At 42.9% G+C, this 18,515-nt stretch carries 17 protein-coding genes, 1 rRNA gene and 1 pseudogene; 5 read left to right on the forward strand and 14 right to left on the reverse strand.

Annotated features, from left to right (window positions below):
* Both M3180_RS05895 and M3180_RS05900 read right to left on the reverse strand, forming a co-directional pair.
* Nucleotides 1-108: ribosomal RNA gene (locus M3180_RS05895) — 16S ribosomal RNA — on the reverse strand; the annotation flags it as partial.
* 742 nt (nt 109-850) lie between these two features.
* The gene (locus tag M3180_RS05900) at nt 851-1,237 is read right to left on the reverse strand and encodes a LysM peptidoglycan-binding domain-containing protein (protein ID WP_251666375.1); all 387 of its coding nucleotides are present in this window, start codon (nt 1,235-1,237) and stop codon (nt 851-853) included.
* A 166-nt stretch (nt 1,238-1,403) separates the two neighbouring features.
* Here M3180_RS05900 and lexA point away from each other — a divergent pair, with 166 nt between their 5' ends.
* From lexA to ku, 5 genes and pseudogenes are all read left to right on the forward strand, one after another.
* Nucleotides 1,404-2,039, forward strand: coding sequence for a transcriptional repressor LexA (gene lexA, locus M3180_RS05905; protein WP_251666376.1), 636 nt, complete (start codon nt 1,404-1,406; stop codon nt 2,037-2,039).
* Between the two features lie 363 nt (nt 2,040-2,402).
* Nucleotides 2,403-2,756: pseudogene (locus tag M3180_RS05910) on the forward strand (excalibur calcium-binding domain-containing protein); the annotation flags it as partial.
* An 84-nt stretch (nt 2,757-2,840) separates the two neighbouring features.
* Nucleotides 2,841-2,966, forward strand: coding sequence for an excalibur calcium-binding domain-containing protein (locus tag M3180_RS05915; protein WP_251666773.1), 126 nt, complete (start codon nt 2,841-2,843; stop codon nt 2,964-2,966).
* Between the two features lie 201 nt (nt 2,967-3,167).
* The gene (locus M3180_RS05920) at nt 3,168-3,455 is read left to right on the forward strand and encodes a phosphatidylinositol kinase (protein ID WP_251666377.1); all 288 of its coding nucleotides are present in this window, start codon (nt 3,168-3,170) and stop codon (nt 3,453-3,455) included.
* Between the two features lie 615 nt (nt 3,456-4,070).
* The gene (gene ku / locus M3180_RS05925; protein WP_251666378.1) at nt 4,071-4,904 is read left to right on the forward strand and encodes a non-homologous end joining protein Ku; all 834 of its coding nucleotides are present in this window, start codon (nt 4,071-4,073) and stop codon (nt 4,902-4,904) included.
* An 87-nt stretch (nt 4,905-4,991) separates the two neighbouring features.
* Here ku and M3180_RS05930 read toward each other — a convergent pair whose 3' ends face one another.
* The 12 genes from M3180_RS05930 to mutL form a co-directional block, all read right to left on the reverse strand.
* Nucleotides 4,992-5,180 carry a hypothetical protein gene (locus M3180_RS05930; RefSeq protein ID WP_251666379.1) on the reverse strand — a complete coding sequence of 63 codons (189 nt, stop codon included), beginning with the start codon at nt 5,178-5,180 and terminating at the stop codon, nt 4,992-4,994.
* 283 nt (nt 5,181-5,463) lie between these two features.
* A complete protein-coding gene (gene glnA, locus M3180_RS05935) occupies nt 5,464-6,792 on the reverse strand; it encodes a type I glutamate--ammonia ligase (RefSeq protein ID WP_251666380.1) in 1,329 nt (442 codons plus the stop codon).
* 30 nt (nt 6,793-6,822) lie between these two features.
* A complete protein-coding gene (locus M3180_RS05940; RefSeq protein WP_213513186.1) occupies nt 6,823-7,233 on the reverse strand; it encodes a MerR family transcriptional regulator in 411 nt (136 codons plus the stop codon).
* 58 nt (nt 7,234-7,291) lie between these two features.
* On the reverse strand, nt 7,292-8,581 hold the full coding sequence (locus tag M3180_RS05945; RefSeq protein ID WP_251666381.1) for a methionine gamma-lyase family protein: 1,290 nt from the start codon (nt 8,579-8,581) through the stop codon (nt 7,292-7,294).
* A gap of 62 nt (nt 8,582-8,643) precedes the next feature.
* Nucleotides 8,644-9,612 carry an AAA family ATPase gene (locus tag M3180_RS05950; RefSeq protein WP_251666382.1) on the reverse strand — a complete coding sequence of 323 codons (969 nt, stop codon included), beginning with the start codon at nt 9,610-9,612 and terminating at the stop codon, nt 8,644-8,646.
* A 123-nt stretch (nt 9,613-9,735) separates the two neighbouring features.
* Nucleotides 9,736-10,680, reverse strand: a complete 945-nt coding sequence (locus tag M3180_RS05955; protein ID WP_251666383.1) for a YdcF family protein — start codon at nt 10,678-10,680, stop codon at nt 9,736-9,738.
* The gene (locus M3180_RS05960) at nt 10,677-11,231 is read right to left on the reverse strand and encodes a ribonuclease FAU-1 family protein (protein ID WP_251666384.1); all 555 of its coding nucleotides are present in this window, start codon (nt 11,229-11,231) and stop codon (nt 10,677-10,679) included. Before M3180_RS05960 ends, M3180_RS05955 begins: the two co-directional genes overlap by 4 nt.
* 165 nt (nt 11,232-11,396) lie before the next feature.
* Entirely contained in the window at nt 11,397-13,937 is a 2,541-nt protein-coding gene (locus tag M3180_RS05965; protein WP_251666385.1) for a transglycosylase domain-containing protein, read from the reverse strand.
* A gap of 242 nt (nt 13,938-14,179) precedes the next feature.
* On the reverse strand, nt 14,180-14,416 hold the full coding sequence (hfq, locus tag M3180_RS05970; RefSeq protein WP_251666386.1) for an RNA chaperone Hfq: 237 nt from the start codon (nt 14,414-14,416) through the stop codon (nt 14,180-14,182).
* 17 nt (nt 14,417-14,433) lie between these two features.
* Nucleotides 14,434-15,477: a tRNA (adenosine(37)-N6)-dimethylallyltransferase MiaA gene (gene miaA / locus M3180_RS05975; protein WP_432806904.1), complete on the reverse strand. Its 1,044-nt coding sequence runs from the start codon at nt 15,475-15,477 to the stop codon at nt 14,434-14,436.
* 31 nt (nt 15,478-15,508) lie between these two features.
* Nucleotides 15,509-16,294, reverse strand: a complete 786-nt coding sequence (locus M3180_RS05980; protein WP_251666387.1) for a class I SAM-dependent methyltransferase — start codon at nt 16,292-16,294, stop codon at nt 15,509-15,511.
* Entirely contained in the window at nt 16,291-18,483 is a 2,193-nt protein-coding gene (gene mutL, locus M3180_RS05985; RefSeq protein WP_251666388.1) for a DNA mismatch repair endonuclease MutL, read from the reverse strand. The genes M3180_RS05980 and mutL overlap by 4 nt, the downstream gene beginning before the upstream one ends.
* Between the last annotated feature and the right edge of the window lie 32 nt (nt 18,484-18,515).

Raw genomic sequence — 18,515 nt, forward strand, 5'->3', positions numbered from 1 at the left:
CCGCCGCTAACTCTCAGGAGTGCAAGCACTCCATCAAGTCCGCTCGACTTGCATGTATTAGGCACGCCGCCAGCGTTCGTCCTGAGCCAGGATCAAACTCTCCATTAAAGTGTTTGATTGCTCATTACTGTAAGTTTTTTCAATGCGAGAATCGCTTGAAAAAATCTTCTATTTCGCTTTTTATCAACAACCCAACGGGGTTGAATTGTTGATGGCAGTTCTTACTCGTTGTTCAGTTTTCAAGGAACAATTACACTTCATATTAATGAAGCTTTGTTGTTACCGTCACATCTCAAAAAGTGACGAGATAAATATCTTATCACACTTATTCATTTCATGCAAGCTTTCTTTCAAATTAATTTATGATTATTTATAATCACTTATATATTTGAAATTCATTTACTTGCCTGATTACTAGACCGTTTTCTCGGCCGGAACAATAATGTACCATAGATGAATATCATTTGACAACCCTTTTTTTCAAAAAACAAAGCTACCTAATTTAGGCAGCTTTGTTTTTACGATTTCTAGTATGGGTATCAACAATCAACATATACCGTTCAATGATTCCTCCGTACGAAGTCGCAAGTCATTCCTCATTAACAACATGAGTCGCAGAACCTTACACAATGAAATCAAGGAAGACAAAACTTCAACTTACAATTTATTGTAAGTATGCGTTGCGTTACTCTCTCAAATATCTATTACACTCACTAAAGCCAAGACAATCAGGATCTATAGTAAGTGATTTTGTCGATGTCATTATTACCTCTCACTAACTCCGCTCAAACTGCCCTATTGTAAACGATCGCGTTAACTAGATAATAACAGTATATTCAGCGAGTTCTCATTAAGGAATGAGCGGAATGATGAGCTGATCTCCCGGCTTTATCGTATTATTCTGCATTTGATTCCGTTCTTTAATAAGAAAAACAGCGTATCCCTTGTCATTTACCGAATCAAAGTGACGATCGGCAATGCTCCATAATGAATCACCAGCGCTAACAGTTACCATCTTCTCCCCTTCCATAGCCATATCCGATACAGGCGTAGCCGCTGTCGTGCGAATTAGAAAAAAGCTAGTAACAATGATTGCTATAGCAATAGCTGTAAGGATCATCTTATAGAAATTAGAGTTTACATCGCGGACAGGTTGTTTATTTTTATACTTTGAGTTATTAGAAGAATTCAAAACTCTTTCATAACGATTATATGCATATGGATTATAAGCTGACATTACGATCATCTCCCCAAACATTTGTTCTGGTTTTATGATATACGAACATATGTTTCTTGTCAATCATTTCTAGTAAAAAATAAGAACATACATTCCTAAGAACTTATGTTTGTACGAACTCGAGTTCTGTGTTATAATTTCCCTAATAATAGATGGAGTTGATCTCATGAATAAGTTATCGAAGCGCCAATTAGAAATATTAGAATTTATTAAACAGGAAGTTAAGGATAAGGGCTATCCACCCTCTGTTCGCGAGATCGCAGAAGCTGTCGGCTTATTATCAAGCTCTACGGTTCATGGTCATCTGGATCGACTTGAGAAGAAAGGCTACATTCGCAGAGACCCTACGAAGCCTCGTGCAATAGAAATTCTTGGTCAAGAAGATGAATTCAATGATATCGGTGATAACGTCATTCCGTTTCCTGTAAAGCAAATCCCTATTATTGGTAAAGTAACTGCAGGGATTCCGATTACAGCTACCGAAAATATTGAAGATTATTTTCCACTATCTTCACACTTTATAGGAGAGCATAATGTATTCGTCCTTAATGTTGTTGGGGATAGTATGATTGAGGCTGGCATACATAATGGAGATTTAGTTATTGTCCGTCAGCAACAAACCGCTAATAATGGAGATATTGTTGTAGCGATGACTGAGGATGATGAAGCAACGGTGAAAACATTCTATCGTGAGAAGGATCATATTCGATTGCAGCCAGAAAACTCCACGATGGAGCCAATCATATTAAACAATGTTACTATTCTAGGAAAAGTAATCGGACTATTCCGTGATATGCACTAACAATAATAGTTATCCATTCTGACCATTATGCAATCAATTCACCGCATAGATGGTCTTTCTTTTTTTTCAATTCATAGCTTGTTATATTGCAATAACTAACACACAACTTGAATAACTTTATGGAGGTATACAGTGAAGAAGAACTTTCTGTATGTACTCGTATGTCTACTCTTGCTAGCGGGATGCAGTACCACTAATAGTACGGGCGGAGGAACCAATAAGCAGCTACCCTCACTAGAAGAGAATGCAAACGAAACACATGCTAACCAATCCTTAGAAACGCTTGAAAGCAACTTTACTCCACTCGAGGGTTCATCTTCTCTAGAGGATGAGTCATTACTTGCTGCACCGAATGATGAGCAAACTTCGAATAGAGTTCAAACAGAGCCAGATGAATATGATTACGTCCTTATTTTCCCAAGTGATCGTTATCCTGAAACCGCACTTCATATCTATAATGCGATTGAAAATGGTCACTCCGATGTTTGTACGATTGATCGCGAGGGCGCTGATGAGAATCGAAAGCAATCGTTGCAAGGTATTGACACAAGAGATGGCTATGATCGCGATGAATGGCCCATGGCTATGTGTGAAGAAGGTGGATACGGTGCGAGTGTAGCCTATATTGACTCCAGCGATAATCGTGGCGCAGGCAGCTGGGTTGGACATCAGCTATCAGCTTATGACAATGGAGAACGTGTATTATTTATTGTAGAGAAGCCTCAGCTTTCATTCCCTCTCGGGGAGGGATCGAAAGACAACACAAAAGTGTCTGAAGATATTGATGAAACTCCTATAGAGGTGAAAGTAACTTATAATAATTGCTCAGAAGCACGCGACGCAGGGGTAACACCTTTGTTTGAGGGTGAGCCTGGCTACAGTAAAAAGCTGGATCGAGATGGTGACGGTATTGCATGTGAGGCATAATGATGTTAGCAATCTATCAAATTAATTATCTGAATCTAAATTGATATTAAAGGGATGCCAGTGATGGCACCCCTTTTTATATTGTACTAGTTGTTATCATAGTACTAAAAAAATTATTTTCACAAGGATAGGCGATTACCATATGCAACATAGTCACTCCTCCATAGACTATAGTGTATTAATTTATAATGGAGGTTGAATATGGAAACAAGTAGCTACAGAGATATTTGTATGTCCTGCATGCATAAATATGTTGGAATACAAACAAGTGACGGTATGACTCAAGATGGATTTATTGCACATGTTGATAATGAATATGTTACGTTGGCTATTCCATCAAACGAAATGATTGGCGGAATGCCAATGCAGCAACAAGGCTATAGACAGTTTGGCTATTACCCTGGCTTTTATCCGAGAAGAAGGTTTTACCAAAGACGTTTTCCACTTGCAGCATTAACAGGACTTTTTTTACTTCCATTCTTCTTATAAAAGATGAGGGGGTAGATAAGATGATCTTATCTACCCCCTCATCTTTCTTCATTGTGTGGCTCATTATGAACCACGGTCAAATAGCCTCCTTCTCCCCCTCTAGATCTTATTCATTAGTATGTGCATTACACCATTTCCTTAAAATTGAATTCAACTCAAACGTTCGTCTAGATCAACAATATGAAAAAATCATATTATGGATTATCTTGATCGAAGGAGGTAGATAAGATGAACAACAGACGTCGTAGAATTAAAGTTGTTAAAGTAAGACCAGGACAAAAAGTCCTAATCATCGGTGTAAGAAGACATCGCCGTCGCCGCAGCTAGTCTAAAACCTCCCAAGTAATGTTCGATCCTGAAGGAAAGATCATTGGGACTACTGCAAGAAAACCTAAAACTCTTGCAATTATCGTGAAATAGCATGCCATCTAAATGGTATGTGGGTAGCATCCATTAGGCCGATGCGCATAATGAATTTTTGCTGCCCGCATACTGCACTCACTCTTTACTAAAGTGGGAGAGGACAATTCTGTCCTCTCCTTCTTTAATTTCTAAAGTATGAAGCATATTATTATTCAAATGCTGGACATAATAAGGTAAAAAGGAGTGAATGGAATGCATACCGTATGGAAAGGTGCTATTAGCTTTGGCTTGGTCCATGTTCCGGTCAAGATGCACTCTGCTACCGAGGATAAGGACATTCATTTCAGACAGCTACATAAGGAATGTAAAATGCCTATTTCTTATGAAAAAAAATGTCCACACTGTGACAAAGCTGTTACTTCAGATGATATTGTGCGAGGCTTTGAGTATGAGAAGGATAAATTCGTAATTATTAAAGATGAAGAATTAGAAGTGATTAAGCCTGAATCTGCTCGTTTAATAAAAATATTGGACTTTGTTGATCTAACCGACATCGACCCTATTTACTTTGAGAAGCCCTATTATCTTTCTCCCGATCAGACCGGGGGTGGCGCTTATAGTCTTCTATTGGAGGCCATCAAGCACACTGGTAAGATCGGAATAGCTAAAATCTCGATACGCAGCAAGAGCAGCCTTGCTGCTATTCGTGTCGTAGATAACTGCTTATGCTTGGAAACGATGCATTTCCCTGACGAGATCCGTGCCATCAATCAAGTACCAAATTTGCCTCAAGCGACTTCAGTAAATGATAAAGAATTAGAAATGGCTAAAACACTCATTGAGCAGCTAAGTGAAAAGTTCGATCCAACGAAGTATAATGATGAATATCGTGCAGCCTTATCAGAGCTCATTGAACAAAAAATTGCTGGTGAGAGCGTCGATATCGTCAATGCACCAGCTGCAGTGAAAACGAATGTTATCGATCTGATGGCTGCATTAAAAGCCAGCATTGAAGCTACGAAGCCTGAGCCCCCAGCACCTAAGAAGAAAAGACGAACGAAGAAGTCCGAAGAAAAAATATCGTAATCAAATATGTACATTGCTAAACATATGAAAATGGCGCAGCAAGGTGCTGCGCCATAAAGTGGATGAAATGACCGTCTCATTTTTTGCTTACTTAGCCTCTTTCACCCACATACGAAACTTTTTCTGATCAACGCAATATTCTATCCCTGACAACTGATAATCGCTATCCTTCAACGAAAAGTTAATTTTAAGATTGAGAATTAATTCGATCTCATCCCTACTGAAAAACATTTCTGTTTCATCAAGCTCAGGAGTAACCAGCATAACATTTATCATCGTTTTTCATCCCTTCTATTTCATTCCTATTAACCTACTGAACACAGCAAGTTTACTTGATTGTTTATTAATCATATTATCTATATTCATAGTATGTATTGCCCGTATAGACCAAATCCTCAGGTCATTTACTTTTTAGCATTTCACCTATATGTGTGCCTAGAGCTTTCCCTGCAAATACTCTAGTAAATAGATACATCACCGTATCACTGCTAGCATACGTTCTATTTTAAAACTAAAACCCGAGCAATTACGGAATGTAATTGCTCGGGTTTATAATCCATTAATAATGCGTCAAGTATTGATCAAGCTCCCATTGGTGAACCTGTGTGCGATACATATCCCACTCGATTTCCTTTAACTCATAGAAATGTGCAAGGGCGTGATCACCTAGTGCATCACAGATTACATCGGAGCGTAGCAGCTCATTCAATGCTTCTCTGAGATCTGCAGGAAGACTATATATGTTCTCATCTAGGCGCTCTTCCTCTGACATAATATAAATATTACGATCAACTGGTGCTACGAGCTCCATCTTATTGCGAATGCCATCTAGACCTGCTTTTAGAATTACAGCTAGTGTCAAATACGGATTTGCAGCAGGATCAGGATTGCGTAATTCTACTCTCGTAGATATTCCACGTGATGCAGGGATCCGAATCATTGGTGAGCGATTGCTTGCGGACCAAGCAACATAGCATGGTGCCTCATAGCCTGGAACAAGTCGCTTGTAGGAATTAACAACCGGATTCGTTATTGCTGCCATTGCTCGCGCATGCTCCATCACTCCAGCCATAAAATGACGAGCTGTTTCACTTAAGCCAAGTGGATCCGTTTCATCATAAAATGCGTTTTCATCTCCTTGGAATAAGGATACATGACAGTGCATACCAGATCCATTTGAGCCGTAAAGTGGCTTAGGCATAAATGTGGCATGCAGACCATGCACACGAGCAACCGTTTTGACAACAAGCTTGAACGTTTGAATTTGGTCTGCGGCTTTAATCGCATCTGCATATTTAAAGTCGATTTCATGCTGACCTGGAGCAACCTCATGGTGTGATGCCTCGATTTCAAAGCCCATCTCCTCTAAGGTTAGAACGATATCGCGTCTGCAGTTTTCTCCAAGATCCATAGGGGCCAAGTCGAAATAACCGCCATGATCATTCAACTCTGTCGTAGGATTACCCTTCTCATCCGTTTTGAATAAGAAGAATTCAGGTTCAGGGCCGACATTCATGCTAGTGAAGCCCATTTCTTCTGCCTCTTTCAATACGCGCTTTAATATACCGCGCGGATCACCGGCAAATGGAGTACCATCAGGCATGTAAATATCACAAATTAGTCGGGCAATACGATCCTCGTGGACCCACGGGAAGACAACCCAAGTATCCAGATCAGGCACAAGATACATATCAGATTCCTCGATACGTACATAGCCCTCGATGGAAGATCCATCGAACATCATCTTATTGTCTAGTGCTTTGTCTAATTGACTTACCGGTATTTCTACATTTTTTATGGAGCCTAATAAATCCGTGAATTGCAAACGTATGAAACGTACGTTTTCTTCTTTAGCGATGCGTTTAATGTCTTCTCTCGTGTAACCCATCCTATCATCTCCTTCTAACCTTAGGCTAAATTAACGCTTATGCAAAAACCGAGTAAGCTGGCCTTGAATAATTGATGTTTGTCCAGGCCGCTTTTCGAGTAGCTGCTGCTTCAGCATACGGTGAAGCTGAGTATCTGACATTTCTCTGCGTTTTACTTCAGATTGCTCACTAACCTTCGTTGCTTCTTCGGATTCTTTAGAAACCGGATTCATGACTTGCTTTATTCCAGCAATGTTAACGCCTTTCTCGATTAGAGACTTTATTTCAAGTAGACGCTCTACATCATTAAATGAAAATAGTCGTTGATTACCGCCTGTTCTTGCAGGAACAATCAGCTCATGCTGCTCATAATAGCGAATCTGTCTTGCTGTTAGATCGGTAAGCTTCATCACAATACCAATTGGAAACAAGGCCATATTTCTACGAATTTCGTCAGCCATATCGCACCATCCTTCCCGTTGATTAATGACTTCATTGTACCGACACGTCACATATATGTCAACCTATGTAAGGTTTAATTACAATCTGGTCATTTTTCAGCATCTTTTCTAACGATAATAGGATACCGTATTTAACATGTGCATAGGTCAGACCACCCTGCATATATGCTATATATGGCTCTCGAATCGGCGCATCCGCAGACAGCTCAAGACTCCCACCTTGAATAAACGTACCTGCTGCCATAATAACGGCATGCTCATAGCCAGGCATGTCCCATGGCTCAGGGGTAACATGTGCATCAACAGCTGCTGCTTGCTGAACACCCTGCACGAAGCTAATGAGATGATCGGCTTGTCCAAAACGCACAGCTTGAATCAAATCAGTTCGCTTTTCATTCCATTTTGGCTTTGTTTCAAAGCCAAGCTTCTCAAATACAGCAGCTGCCAGCACACTGCCCTTTACAGCTTGAGAAACAATATGTGGTGCAAGAAATAAGCCTTGATACATCGCTCGCAGTGTGCCGAGCATAGCTCCAACCTCTAAGCCAATGCCAGGGGCTGTTAATCGGTAAGCAGCTGCCTCAACATATTCGGCTTTTCCTGCAATATATCCACCTGTTTCAGCGATACCTCCACCAGGATTTTTAATGAGAGAGCCTGCCATCAGGTCTACGCCTACCTCTGTAGGCTCTAACAGCTCAGTAAATTCCCCGTAGCAATTATCAACAAAAATAATCGCATCCTCTGTTAGCTTTCTTATTTGTTCCACCATGTGCTGGATTTGCTCAATGGTGAACGAAGCTCTCCAATCATAGCCCCGAGAGCGTTGAATGCCAATAACCTTTGTTCTAGAAGTGATTGCTTTCGCAACTTCCTCCCAATTCACTTGTCCATCGTCAAGCAAATCAACGCATGCATACGAAATACCCCAATCTGCTAATGATCCTGAATTGTCTTTCTCTTTCCCAATTACCTTATGTAAGGTGTCATACGGCTTACCCGTAATATATAGCAGCTCATCTCCTGGACGAAGGACCCCGAACAACGCCGTGCTAATCGTATGCGTTCCTGATGCAAAATGTGGTCGAACAAAAGCTTTTTCCGCTCCGAACACATCAGCATATACGAGATCTAACACCTCTCGACCGCGATCATTGTAGCCATAACCGGTAGAGCCTGAAAAGTGATAATCACTTACTTTATGCTTCTGAAACGCTTGAATAACCTTCCACTGATTGCGTTCTCCGATACGCTCGACCTTTACAAATGCTTCGCTTACTTCTTCTTCTGTGGCCTGAAGCAGCTGCTCCAGCTGCTCCCAGCTTTCATTATTCTCTTGATGTATCATGTTACTGTTCACCTCAACCATAAATTAGGCATCTCTACCTCACAATAGAGATGCCGCAGCAGTTACTTAATATCTTCTGAGCGAATGCTCATCAACTCATTTTTACTCGGCGTACCTCGCGGGTAATGATTCATTAGCCGCACAGCATGCTGCCTAACTGCCTTCTCCAGCAAATTCCTTACATACCTAGCATTACTGAATGAAAACTGCTCGGTTTGCTTTGCCTGCATAATTAGCTGCCTTAGCTTAAATGCGGCATGCTGCGAAAGCACATAATCCCTTTCCTTCATCATTAACTCTCCGATCTCCATCAGTTGATCGGTCGAGTAATCTGGAAAGTCAATAATAAGGGGGAATCTAGAGGGTAGACCGGGATTCGTAAGCAAAAACTGCTCGATTTCATAAGGGTAGCCCGCAAGTATCAATATAAATTGATTTTTCGAATCCTCCATATGCTTCACGAGCGTATCAATCGCTTCTTTCCCGAAGTCCTTCTCACCACCACGAGCTAAGCTGTATGCTTCATCAATAAACAATACGCCGCCCATCGCCTTTTTAATGAGATCTCGTGTTTTTTGAGCAGTGTGTCCGATATATTCGCCTACTAAATCTGCACGTTCTACTTCAATCAAATGCCCTTTGGATAGTACGCCCATCTTCTGAAACAGCTTCGCGACAATTCTAGCGATGGTTGTTTTCCCGGTACCAGGATTACCCTTGAAGATCATATGATAAACGTGACTAGACTGACTTAATCCCATCTCCTGTCGCATGCGACTAATATGCAATAACGCATAGATCTCATAAACAATTGCTTTAACCTGCTCCATTCCTACCATGGCGTTCAATTGTTCTTCGAATTCCGCAAACAGATGATGTGTGTTCGTCTTCTCTTCTTGTATGGTACGCTCCTCCAGCGATGGAGGCTCAGATATGACCGGTGTAGGCTCAGGGTTACGCAACACAACATTTATTTGCCTTGATGGCCGAGAATGTATGATGGAATCGCTAGCTATCACTTTACTGCTCATAGTATGCATCACCTTTCCTTATAAAGCTGAGCAAAGAAATCGTAGTAAAAGTGTATTCTAGCTAGTACCAACATATTAAAAGATTCCGTTACTATAATACAATATGACCTTCAGGGCATGATATCATAACGTAATTCCAAGTGGTATAAGCAGCTTATTAAGCTGCCACTTTGTATAAGCTAGCATTTCTCTCGTGTAATGATAGCCTTCATTCAGAACCTCCGTCTCGAAGCCTGCTGTTTGCACATGACCAAAATCAACAAAGCTCGCAATATCTTCTGCACGCTTTGTATGGTAGTGATGTGTAATAATCATAACGGAATGAATGCCATGTAGATCAGCAACTCTTTTACTAAAGCTTAAATTCTCATATGTATCTCTCGAATGACTTTCTAACAGCAATCGATCCTCAGGAATACCGGCGTTTAGCAAATAATTTTTCATGCCCTCTGCTTCCGTTAAGCCTCTGCTTTGTTCAGGCTTTCCCCCGCTTAATATGAGAGAATCCACATAACCGTCCTCATATAGCTGGATCGCATAATCTAATCTTTCCTTCAACGCCGGGCTCGGCTGGTTATTCCACATTGCTGCTCCTAATACAATACCCGCATCGGCTTTTACTAATGGCTTCTGTTCATTAAATACAATCATGTAATAGGCGAACAAGCACCAACTCAGAACAAGACATGATGCAACAATGATCAACTGCACTATCCTCGCTAGAGGACCACGTTTACGCTTGCCTTTGCTACGCTTTGACTTGGCCTTGCTGCGTGCTACAGCAGCCTTTCTTGGCTTTGCTAACGACTTCGCTGACTTTGCTGTCGTCTTACTGTTAGCAGCTTCAGAACCAGCCGCAGCTTTGCCGTTTACAGCTCGCTTGCTCTGATTGCTTGGCTTACGAGACTGTACTGCTGCTGCAGCCTGTTCATCGAAAAACTCATCAAATTGACGACCAGCCTTCGCTTTAATATTCCCTTTATTGTGCTGCGGCCTTGATTGCTTACCTGCGGCTGCTCGATTGGCAGCATGTTGATTTCTTTTTTCAGCAGGTGGTCGCATCGTCATGATTCACTCAGCTCCCACGCTTTATCATATAGGCGCTTATGCTTCATGCTTAATGTGAAAAACCTAAATTTCCCGTTGCGAATCATAGACATTACTCTTGATGCCGTTTTTTGCGCAAGTACAACATCCTTATAGGAAATATCCCCCGCCTGATAAGCTTCTTCTAGCTCATCCTCATCCATAAGAAATACTTCGCCACTTGGCAGCACAACTACATCCAAATACAAATCATCAAACCATGGCACCTTCTGCTCGGTTAGCCCCTGGTTTTTACAAACATCTATGTACCACTGTACCACTTTCCCATCCTGATCAAACATCGTTGTAACGACATAATGCTCTCCTTTGGGGAAATGCTGCATCCATACATATCCCTCATCAGCAAGACATAGCTCCTTACCTCCATACACTTTATATAACGGTTCTCTGAGCTCGTGGATACGATAAAAGGTAAGAAGGCCGTGGAATTCTTTCTGATCAACCGACATACAGGAGTAACTTTTGCGAATAATCCTTCTCCAATTTGCGCGATCTGAGAATTTTCTTTTCATAGTTTGCTTACCTTTCTTTTTGATCAATAAACACCATATTTAAAGCTTACCATAGTCAGAAGCAATATCCAACATTTACGACAAAGAGAGCGCCAGAAATTGTTCTGGCGCTCCTGATGAGTATTATTGTATAACATATTTCACCCATTACTCTTTATTCCTACTTTATTGCTGTGCCTCATGATTCCCTTCCATGTTCAGCAGTTCTTCGATTAAACCACCGATATCATTACCTGAGCTTTGCCCGTCAGTGTCTGAATCTGTTGGCTCCGTAGGCTGTTCCGGATTATCGACTGGTGGTGTCGGTTCAGTCGGTGCAGTTTCCTGCGGCAATTCTTCAACTGGTGGTGTTGGCGTAGGATCTGTCGGCGGATAAGGATTTCCTTCCACCCATTCCTCATCCTCTGGTAGTTCATTGTCCCCATCCATTGGAAGCTCCGGAACTCCAAAATCACCATCAGGAATATCAATAGATATCGTATTCGAAGGCGCGCTTGATATTTCGTTTTCTAGATCATGCGCAACAACATAATACTGATAGTTGTAGCCTGGGAATACACTCATATCTTGGATCGTAAGCGTCCCTTCCGTTTCTGCGAAATGTGTAAAGCTTCCACTATTTTGCTCCATACGGAACACTTCGAATGTTACGTCCCCTTCATAATTAATACTCCAATCAAGCGTTACAATACCATTCATCTCATCGTACGTATACGATAAAGGCCCCATTTCAATGGAAGGTGGCTCTACAACCTCTTCCTCAACGACTGTAAAGTTCTGTTTAGGAATGGAAGCAAGAGCCGGCTTCATCACTTTCGCAAACAACGAAGTAGCCTGTGAGCTTCCTTTCTTCAATAAATGATCTTTATCGGTATTGTCATAGCCCATCCAAACAGCTGCCGTCCACTCAGGTGTATAGCCTACAAACCATACATCGCGGTTTTCGCTTCCTTTGTGCCCTGGTATACCGTGCTGAGTCGTACCAGTTTTACCTGCAACTGGACGATCAATTTGAGCTCTCTTCGCTGTACCTGCCTCTACGACCGCTTGCAGCATTTGAGTTAGATACGCTGCTGTTGATTCCTTCATGAGTCGTTCAGCTTTTGGTGCAGAATATTCTTTTGAATAGTTGTTACCTTTAATACTGCGAATCGTATGAGGGTCAACACTCATCCCATCATTAGCAATGACACTATATGCTGTAGCCATTTCCAGTGGAGAGAAGCCTTGTTCTAGGCCACCTAATGCACTGGATAAATTATATTCATTCTCGTTCAGGCCGACGCCGAGCTTCGTTGCAAATTCATTGGCTTTCTTGAAGCCTACTTCATTCAACAACCAAACAGCTGCGAGATTTCGCGACTCCTGTAATGCTAATTGCATCGTTACAGGTGTTGCTCCCCATTTATCACGTGGACAATAATCTCCAAAGCAGGTGCGATCAATATTTAAGATGCTTGAAGGTGATAAATTATCATGCTCTAGTGCTGGTCCAAAAGCAATCAGCGGCTTATAGGATGAGCCCGGTTGTCTTTTCTTCGTGACGCGATTCCAGCCCTTCTTCACATAATCGCGACCAGCAGCCATCGCTTTAATCTCACCCGAGCTATGATCCATAATAATCATTGCTCCCTGTGCGAGCTGATCATCTACACTTTCCTCAAAGTTTTCAGCATTAGCAAACTCTGCATCCATAATATCTTGAGCCTTCGTATCTATCGTAGTATAGATATGAAATCCACCTACACGTAGCTCTTCCTCTGATAGCCCTGTCATCTCGATTGCTTCCTCGACGACATAATCAATAAAGGCAGTATATTTAGAATTCGAATACTTTTCCGCATGATCCGGCTGAACATATTCTACTGTCTTCGCCTCGTTCATTTGCTGCTCTGTAATGTAGCCTTGATCATACATAAGCTGAAGCACTACTGCACGACGTTCAAAGGAAGCCTCAGGATTGTTAATCGGATTATACCGATTCGGTGCCTTAGGCATCGCCGCCAGTGTTGCTGCTTGCCAAAGCTCTAAATCCTCAAGCTCAGTATCAAAATAGTACTCTGCTGCAGATTTAATCCCGTGTATACCTTTCCCGTAATAAATTCGGTTTAGATACATCGATAAAATTTGTTCCTTGGACATTTGATTTTCGAGTGCTACTGCAATCGAAGCTTCTGTCGCTTTTCGGAAAATCGTTTTATCGGCACTTAAGAATACGTTTTTTGCAAGCTGCTGCGTAATGGTACTACCGCCTTCAACCGCACTTCGTGCAATAATATCCTTAACAACCGCACGTCCAATTGAGATAAAGTCAAGCCCAGAGTGCTCATAGAATCGTTTATCCTCTGTTGCAACGAATGCATCGAGCACGACCTTAGGAATTTCAGAGAACTCTGCTATTTCTCTATTTTCATTCACATCGACTAGTCGGGCAATTTCAATGCCCTCTGAATCATAGATAATCGATGCTTCACCAAAGTTAAGCTTATGACCATGCTCATCCAAAATTCTTTCACCATTAATGATAATGGCAGAATATCCAAGTATTGCGGCTACGATACCGAATACAATGGCGAAGAATAAACTGTAAAACCAAATTTTCCCTTTATTTTTCTTTTTCTTTCTGGGCTTTTGCTTTGTTTTTCCTGACTGCTGCCCACGGTCCTGAGCTTTACCGTTAGCATTGCCTTCGCGATATTCACTCATGCTGACCCCTCCTAATCCCATCAATCTCTCTAATTTGATGCCTAGTATAAACTTTAAAGCAAACAACTGACAACTTTTACAGCAAATACAACGAATAAGCAAAACAACATAACAACAACAATGAGGTGAAGTAACGACCAACGACAAAAGCAACCGAGCCTAGGCAAGGTTGCTCCTGCGAATCGCTATTAACATAGACGAAACAGTAAGAAAAAAAGTTTCAGTTAAATTAAGCCGCTCAACTATTGGCTCAGCTCTTGCTGCATAAGCGTAACGTTGCGTTGAGGTACAAACGTTGAGATCGCATGCTTATAGACCATCTGTTGACGTCCTTCGACTTCAATAATTATCGTAAAATTGTCAAACGCCTTAATAAGGCCTCTAATTTGAAATCCGTTAATAAGAAAAACGGTAACTTGAATTTGATCCTTACGCAATTGATTCAAAAATGTATCTTGAATATTGATAGATTTGTTCATGTGAACGTTACCCCCGTCTACTTAAAAGATTGATTAGTACTATATTCAAGATGGTCTTGAAACTTTCCTGCTATTATAGCATGAATTGATTGTAAAATCTCCTCAAAATTTTGGTCCATATCCACGAAGTGAAGTCCCTGCATATGACGGAACCAAGAAAGCTGGCGTTTGGCGAAGCGTCTTGTATCCCGTTTTAGTAGTTCTACTGCACGCTCATAGCTTATTTCCCCTTGCAGATAAGCGATAATTTCCTTATAGCCAAGCGCTTGTCTTGGGACAGCATGCATTGGCAGCTCTCTAGCCAGCAGCGCACGCACCTCATCAACCAAGCCTTCCTCTAGCATAAGATCTATGCGCTGCTCGATTCGTTCATACAGCTTGGCGCGATCACGTGTTAAGCCTAGAATAACTAAATTGTATGGACTTTCCTTCTCTTGTCCTCTTTCCTGACCACTTTGATGCTCGCTATAGGGCTTGCCTGTTAAATGTTGAACCTCTAACGCACGAATTATCCTGCGTGTATCGTTAGGGTGCAAACGTGCTGCAGCCTCGGCGTCAACTTGACTCAGTTTTAGATGAAGCGCTTCGTTTCCGTGCTGCACAGCATATTGCTCCATCTCTGCACGGAACTTATCATCTGAGCCATGATCAACAAAGCGAAACTCATAGCATAGAGACTCTATATATAACCCAGTGCCGCCAACGACGAAGGGGAGCTTTCCACGTGAATGAATATCTGCGATGAGCGCTTTTGCCTTTGCTTGAAAATCAGCAGCTGAAAAAGATTCCTCCGGATTGCAAATATCAATTAAATGATGAACGATGCCTTCTCGTTCTTCCTCTTTTATTTTAGCGGTGCCTATATCCATGCCGCGATAAACCTGCATGGAATCACCAGAAATTATTTCAGCATTGTACCGTTTTGCCAGCTCAATGCTTAATGCCGTCTTCCCGACAGCCGTCGGGCCAACAAGCACAAGCAGTGGCAGCTTACGATTGCTAGCCTCTTGCTGCATCTCATTACCTTGCTGCATTGTACGAATGATCTTCACTTCCTTCACCAATAACAGCCTGCACACAGCAGGCAGCTTACTATATAATTTGTATTTTACCGTAGGCTACCCGATGACCGCGTGCTTGCTGGCATCTTTCAAAGCCTAAACGCTCAAACTCATCACTCATACTGTGCTCCTTTAAGAGCACGCATTTACGAGCTACGCGCTTAGCCTGGTCAATCACAGCATGAGAAAGCGCGTGCTTATTCGCTATATTGCGAATTGAGCCTATGGCACTTGATTCATGCAGCGGCTGACGGAACATGGGATCAAAGTAGACAATATCAACACTTCGATCCGGTAGAGATGACAAATATTGCTCGTGATCAGCAAGCTTCAGTTCAATTCGCCGCATCGCCTGCTCAATGACTGCTGGCTCAATCCTATAGTTTGCTAATCCCTCTCGAACAACGATATAAAGCAGCTGTTCACTTTCAAGTGCAACCACTTGACCGTCTGAGCCCACTGCCTGCGAAAATAGCAGGCTATCACTGCATAGGCCAGCCGTACAATCTAACACGACATCCCCTTGCTCGCAGCCACTATATTTGATCAAGCTTTCCTCCGCACCGTGCAGCATCGCTTTAAGCTTTGGCAGCGCCATGCTCGGATGGTAAATAAATGGCTTATCTAGCTTGTCACGCTCATATAAACGTAGTTCATGTTCTGTAGCGACCAGCATAAAAGGAGCACCGCTGCGCTCCATTAGCTTACGGACGCTCATCTGCCTGCGCGGTATTAGCTGCGCATTCAGCTCCCGAGCCAAACCTTGCGCATATGCAAGCAATTGCTCGTGCGGCGCCTGCGAAGTCGTAACGATCAAGACATCACCCGCTTAAACATTTTTTCCAGCTGATAGGTAGAAAGATGCACAATGATCGGACGACCATGCGGACAAGTGTATGGCTGCTGACAAGCAGCAAGTCTGCGAAGCAGCATCTCGCCTTCCTCACGATTCATTCGATCATTAGCTTTAATTGATGCTTTGCAGGAGCACATGATCGCAGCCTCTTCCCGAAGCTTCGCGATATCAATTTGCCTTCTTTCCTGCAGCACGTAATCGATCATTTCTTCAACGACAACTGCTTCTTGCCCTTGCGGCAGCCACTCTGGATAAGCTCTCACCAAATAGGTTTGCTGACCGAAAGGCTCCATATATACGCCGGCCTGTTCAAGATAAGGCAGCAAATCCTTTAAGCTCTGCGCTTCACCTGGTGTAAATTCCAGCGTAAGCGGCACTAGCAGCTGTTGGCTAGCTGCTTGCGGCTGACCGAATTTCACCAAATAATACTCATAATTGATTCGTTCATGTGCTGCATGCTGGTCAATAAGATATAGTCCATCCTCTGACTGTGCAATAATGTACGTACCATGATGCTGTCCAATCCAGTGCAGCTCCGGAAAAGCATGCAACGATTGCTTCTGTTCAACTTCCTGATCGTTCGCTGCGGCATGAGCTGTAGTAGACCAGCCCTCCGATTGAGCTTCTACAGCTGATGGAGCGACTGTATTTATCGGAGACACGCCATAAGCAGGGGCGTCTGTCGCTGACGGTATAGACGATATATGTGAAGCTGTTGCTGCATATGCTTCACGTTCAGCTGTGTCATAGCGCTCATGAGCACTCTTCGTCGCTTCCGTCTCATATGCAGTTGCATTCTGCTCATTCAATGCGCTATGCTCCACCCCTTGTCTCTCATCACGCCCTCCAGTATAGCTGCTGAAGCTATCAGGCTTACGGTATAACCGCTCTGCGGCATCCTTCGGAATGCTCACGGAATCTCTCCCTGGTGCACCCATACCGTATTCTGATGCTCGTCCATCAGAGTAAGCAGAGCTCTTCTGCTGAGCTGCCCCCCTCTCCCCCGCTCTATTAAACGAGAGGGGGGAGGTTCCAGAGGGAGCATGCTCGCCCTGTTTATAGGATATTCCACCATCCTCCATATGGAATGAGATAGCTTCCTGCACAAAGGAAGCACCCTTCCGCTCAGCAGGCTTGATCGAGTCGAGACCTGGCGTATAGCGCAAATTGCCAAGCTTTTCTCGCACGATCCTCTCTATTAAAGCCTTCAATTCCTGCTCTTTGCTAAAGCGTACCTCGAGCTTAGATGGATGCACATTCACATCTAGCAGCGCAGGATGCATTTGAATTTCAAGAATCGCAAGAGGAAAGCGATTGATAGGAAGCAAAGTATGATAGCCCTCAAGCAGTGCGTGATTGCAGGCAATGCTCTTAATATATCGACCATTGACGATAACCGTAATCCCATTGCGGTTCGCACGCGTAAGCTCGGGCTTTGAGATATAGCCTAGCACCTCATAATCGGGGTCCGAGCCATCGATGGCGAGCATTTGCTTAGCTGCACTCGTACCATAGATTGCTGCTAACACCTGTAGTCGATCTCCCGTTCCTAGCGTTCGCAGCAATACATTACCGTTATGCTTCAGTGTGATCGCAATGCCAGGATGTGCAAGCGCAATTCGGTTCATATAATCCGAGATATGACCGAGCTCTGTTTGCACTGTTTTCATATATTTTAATCGCGCAGGCGTGTTGAAAAACAGATCCTTCACCGTAATACTCGTACCTTTCGGCGCATTATACGGCTCATTCGCCGTTAACTTTCCGCCTTCAATGGCGATCCGATGGGCTAACCCCGATGCCTCAACAGAGGAGATACATTCTATTCTTGCGACCGCTGCAATACTCGGCAGCGCCTCACCTCGAAAGCCAAGACTCGCAATTCGGAACAGATCGCTGCTCGTAGAAATTTTACTAGTCGCATGCCTCTCAAAAGCTGTTAGCATATCCTCCTGCTCAATCCCATCACCATTATCGACAACACGGATGAAGGTTAATCCACCCTCTTCAATCGATACGTCAATCGTTGTGCTTGAAGCATCTATCGCATTCTCCACTAGCTCCTTCACGACCGATGAAGGTCGCTCCACCACTTCACCTGCAGCGATTTGGTTCGATAATTGCTCATCAAGCAGCTTAATTCTAGCCATCGTCTCTCCTCCTCTCCTTGCATTCATCTCGT

Source organism: Paenibacillus camelliae (assembly GCF_023715345.1).
GTDB classification, from domain to species: Bacteria; Bacillota; Bacilli; order Paenibacillales; family Paenibacillaceae; genus Pristimantibacillus; species Pristimantibacillus camelliae.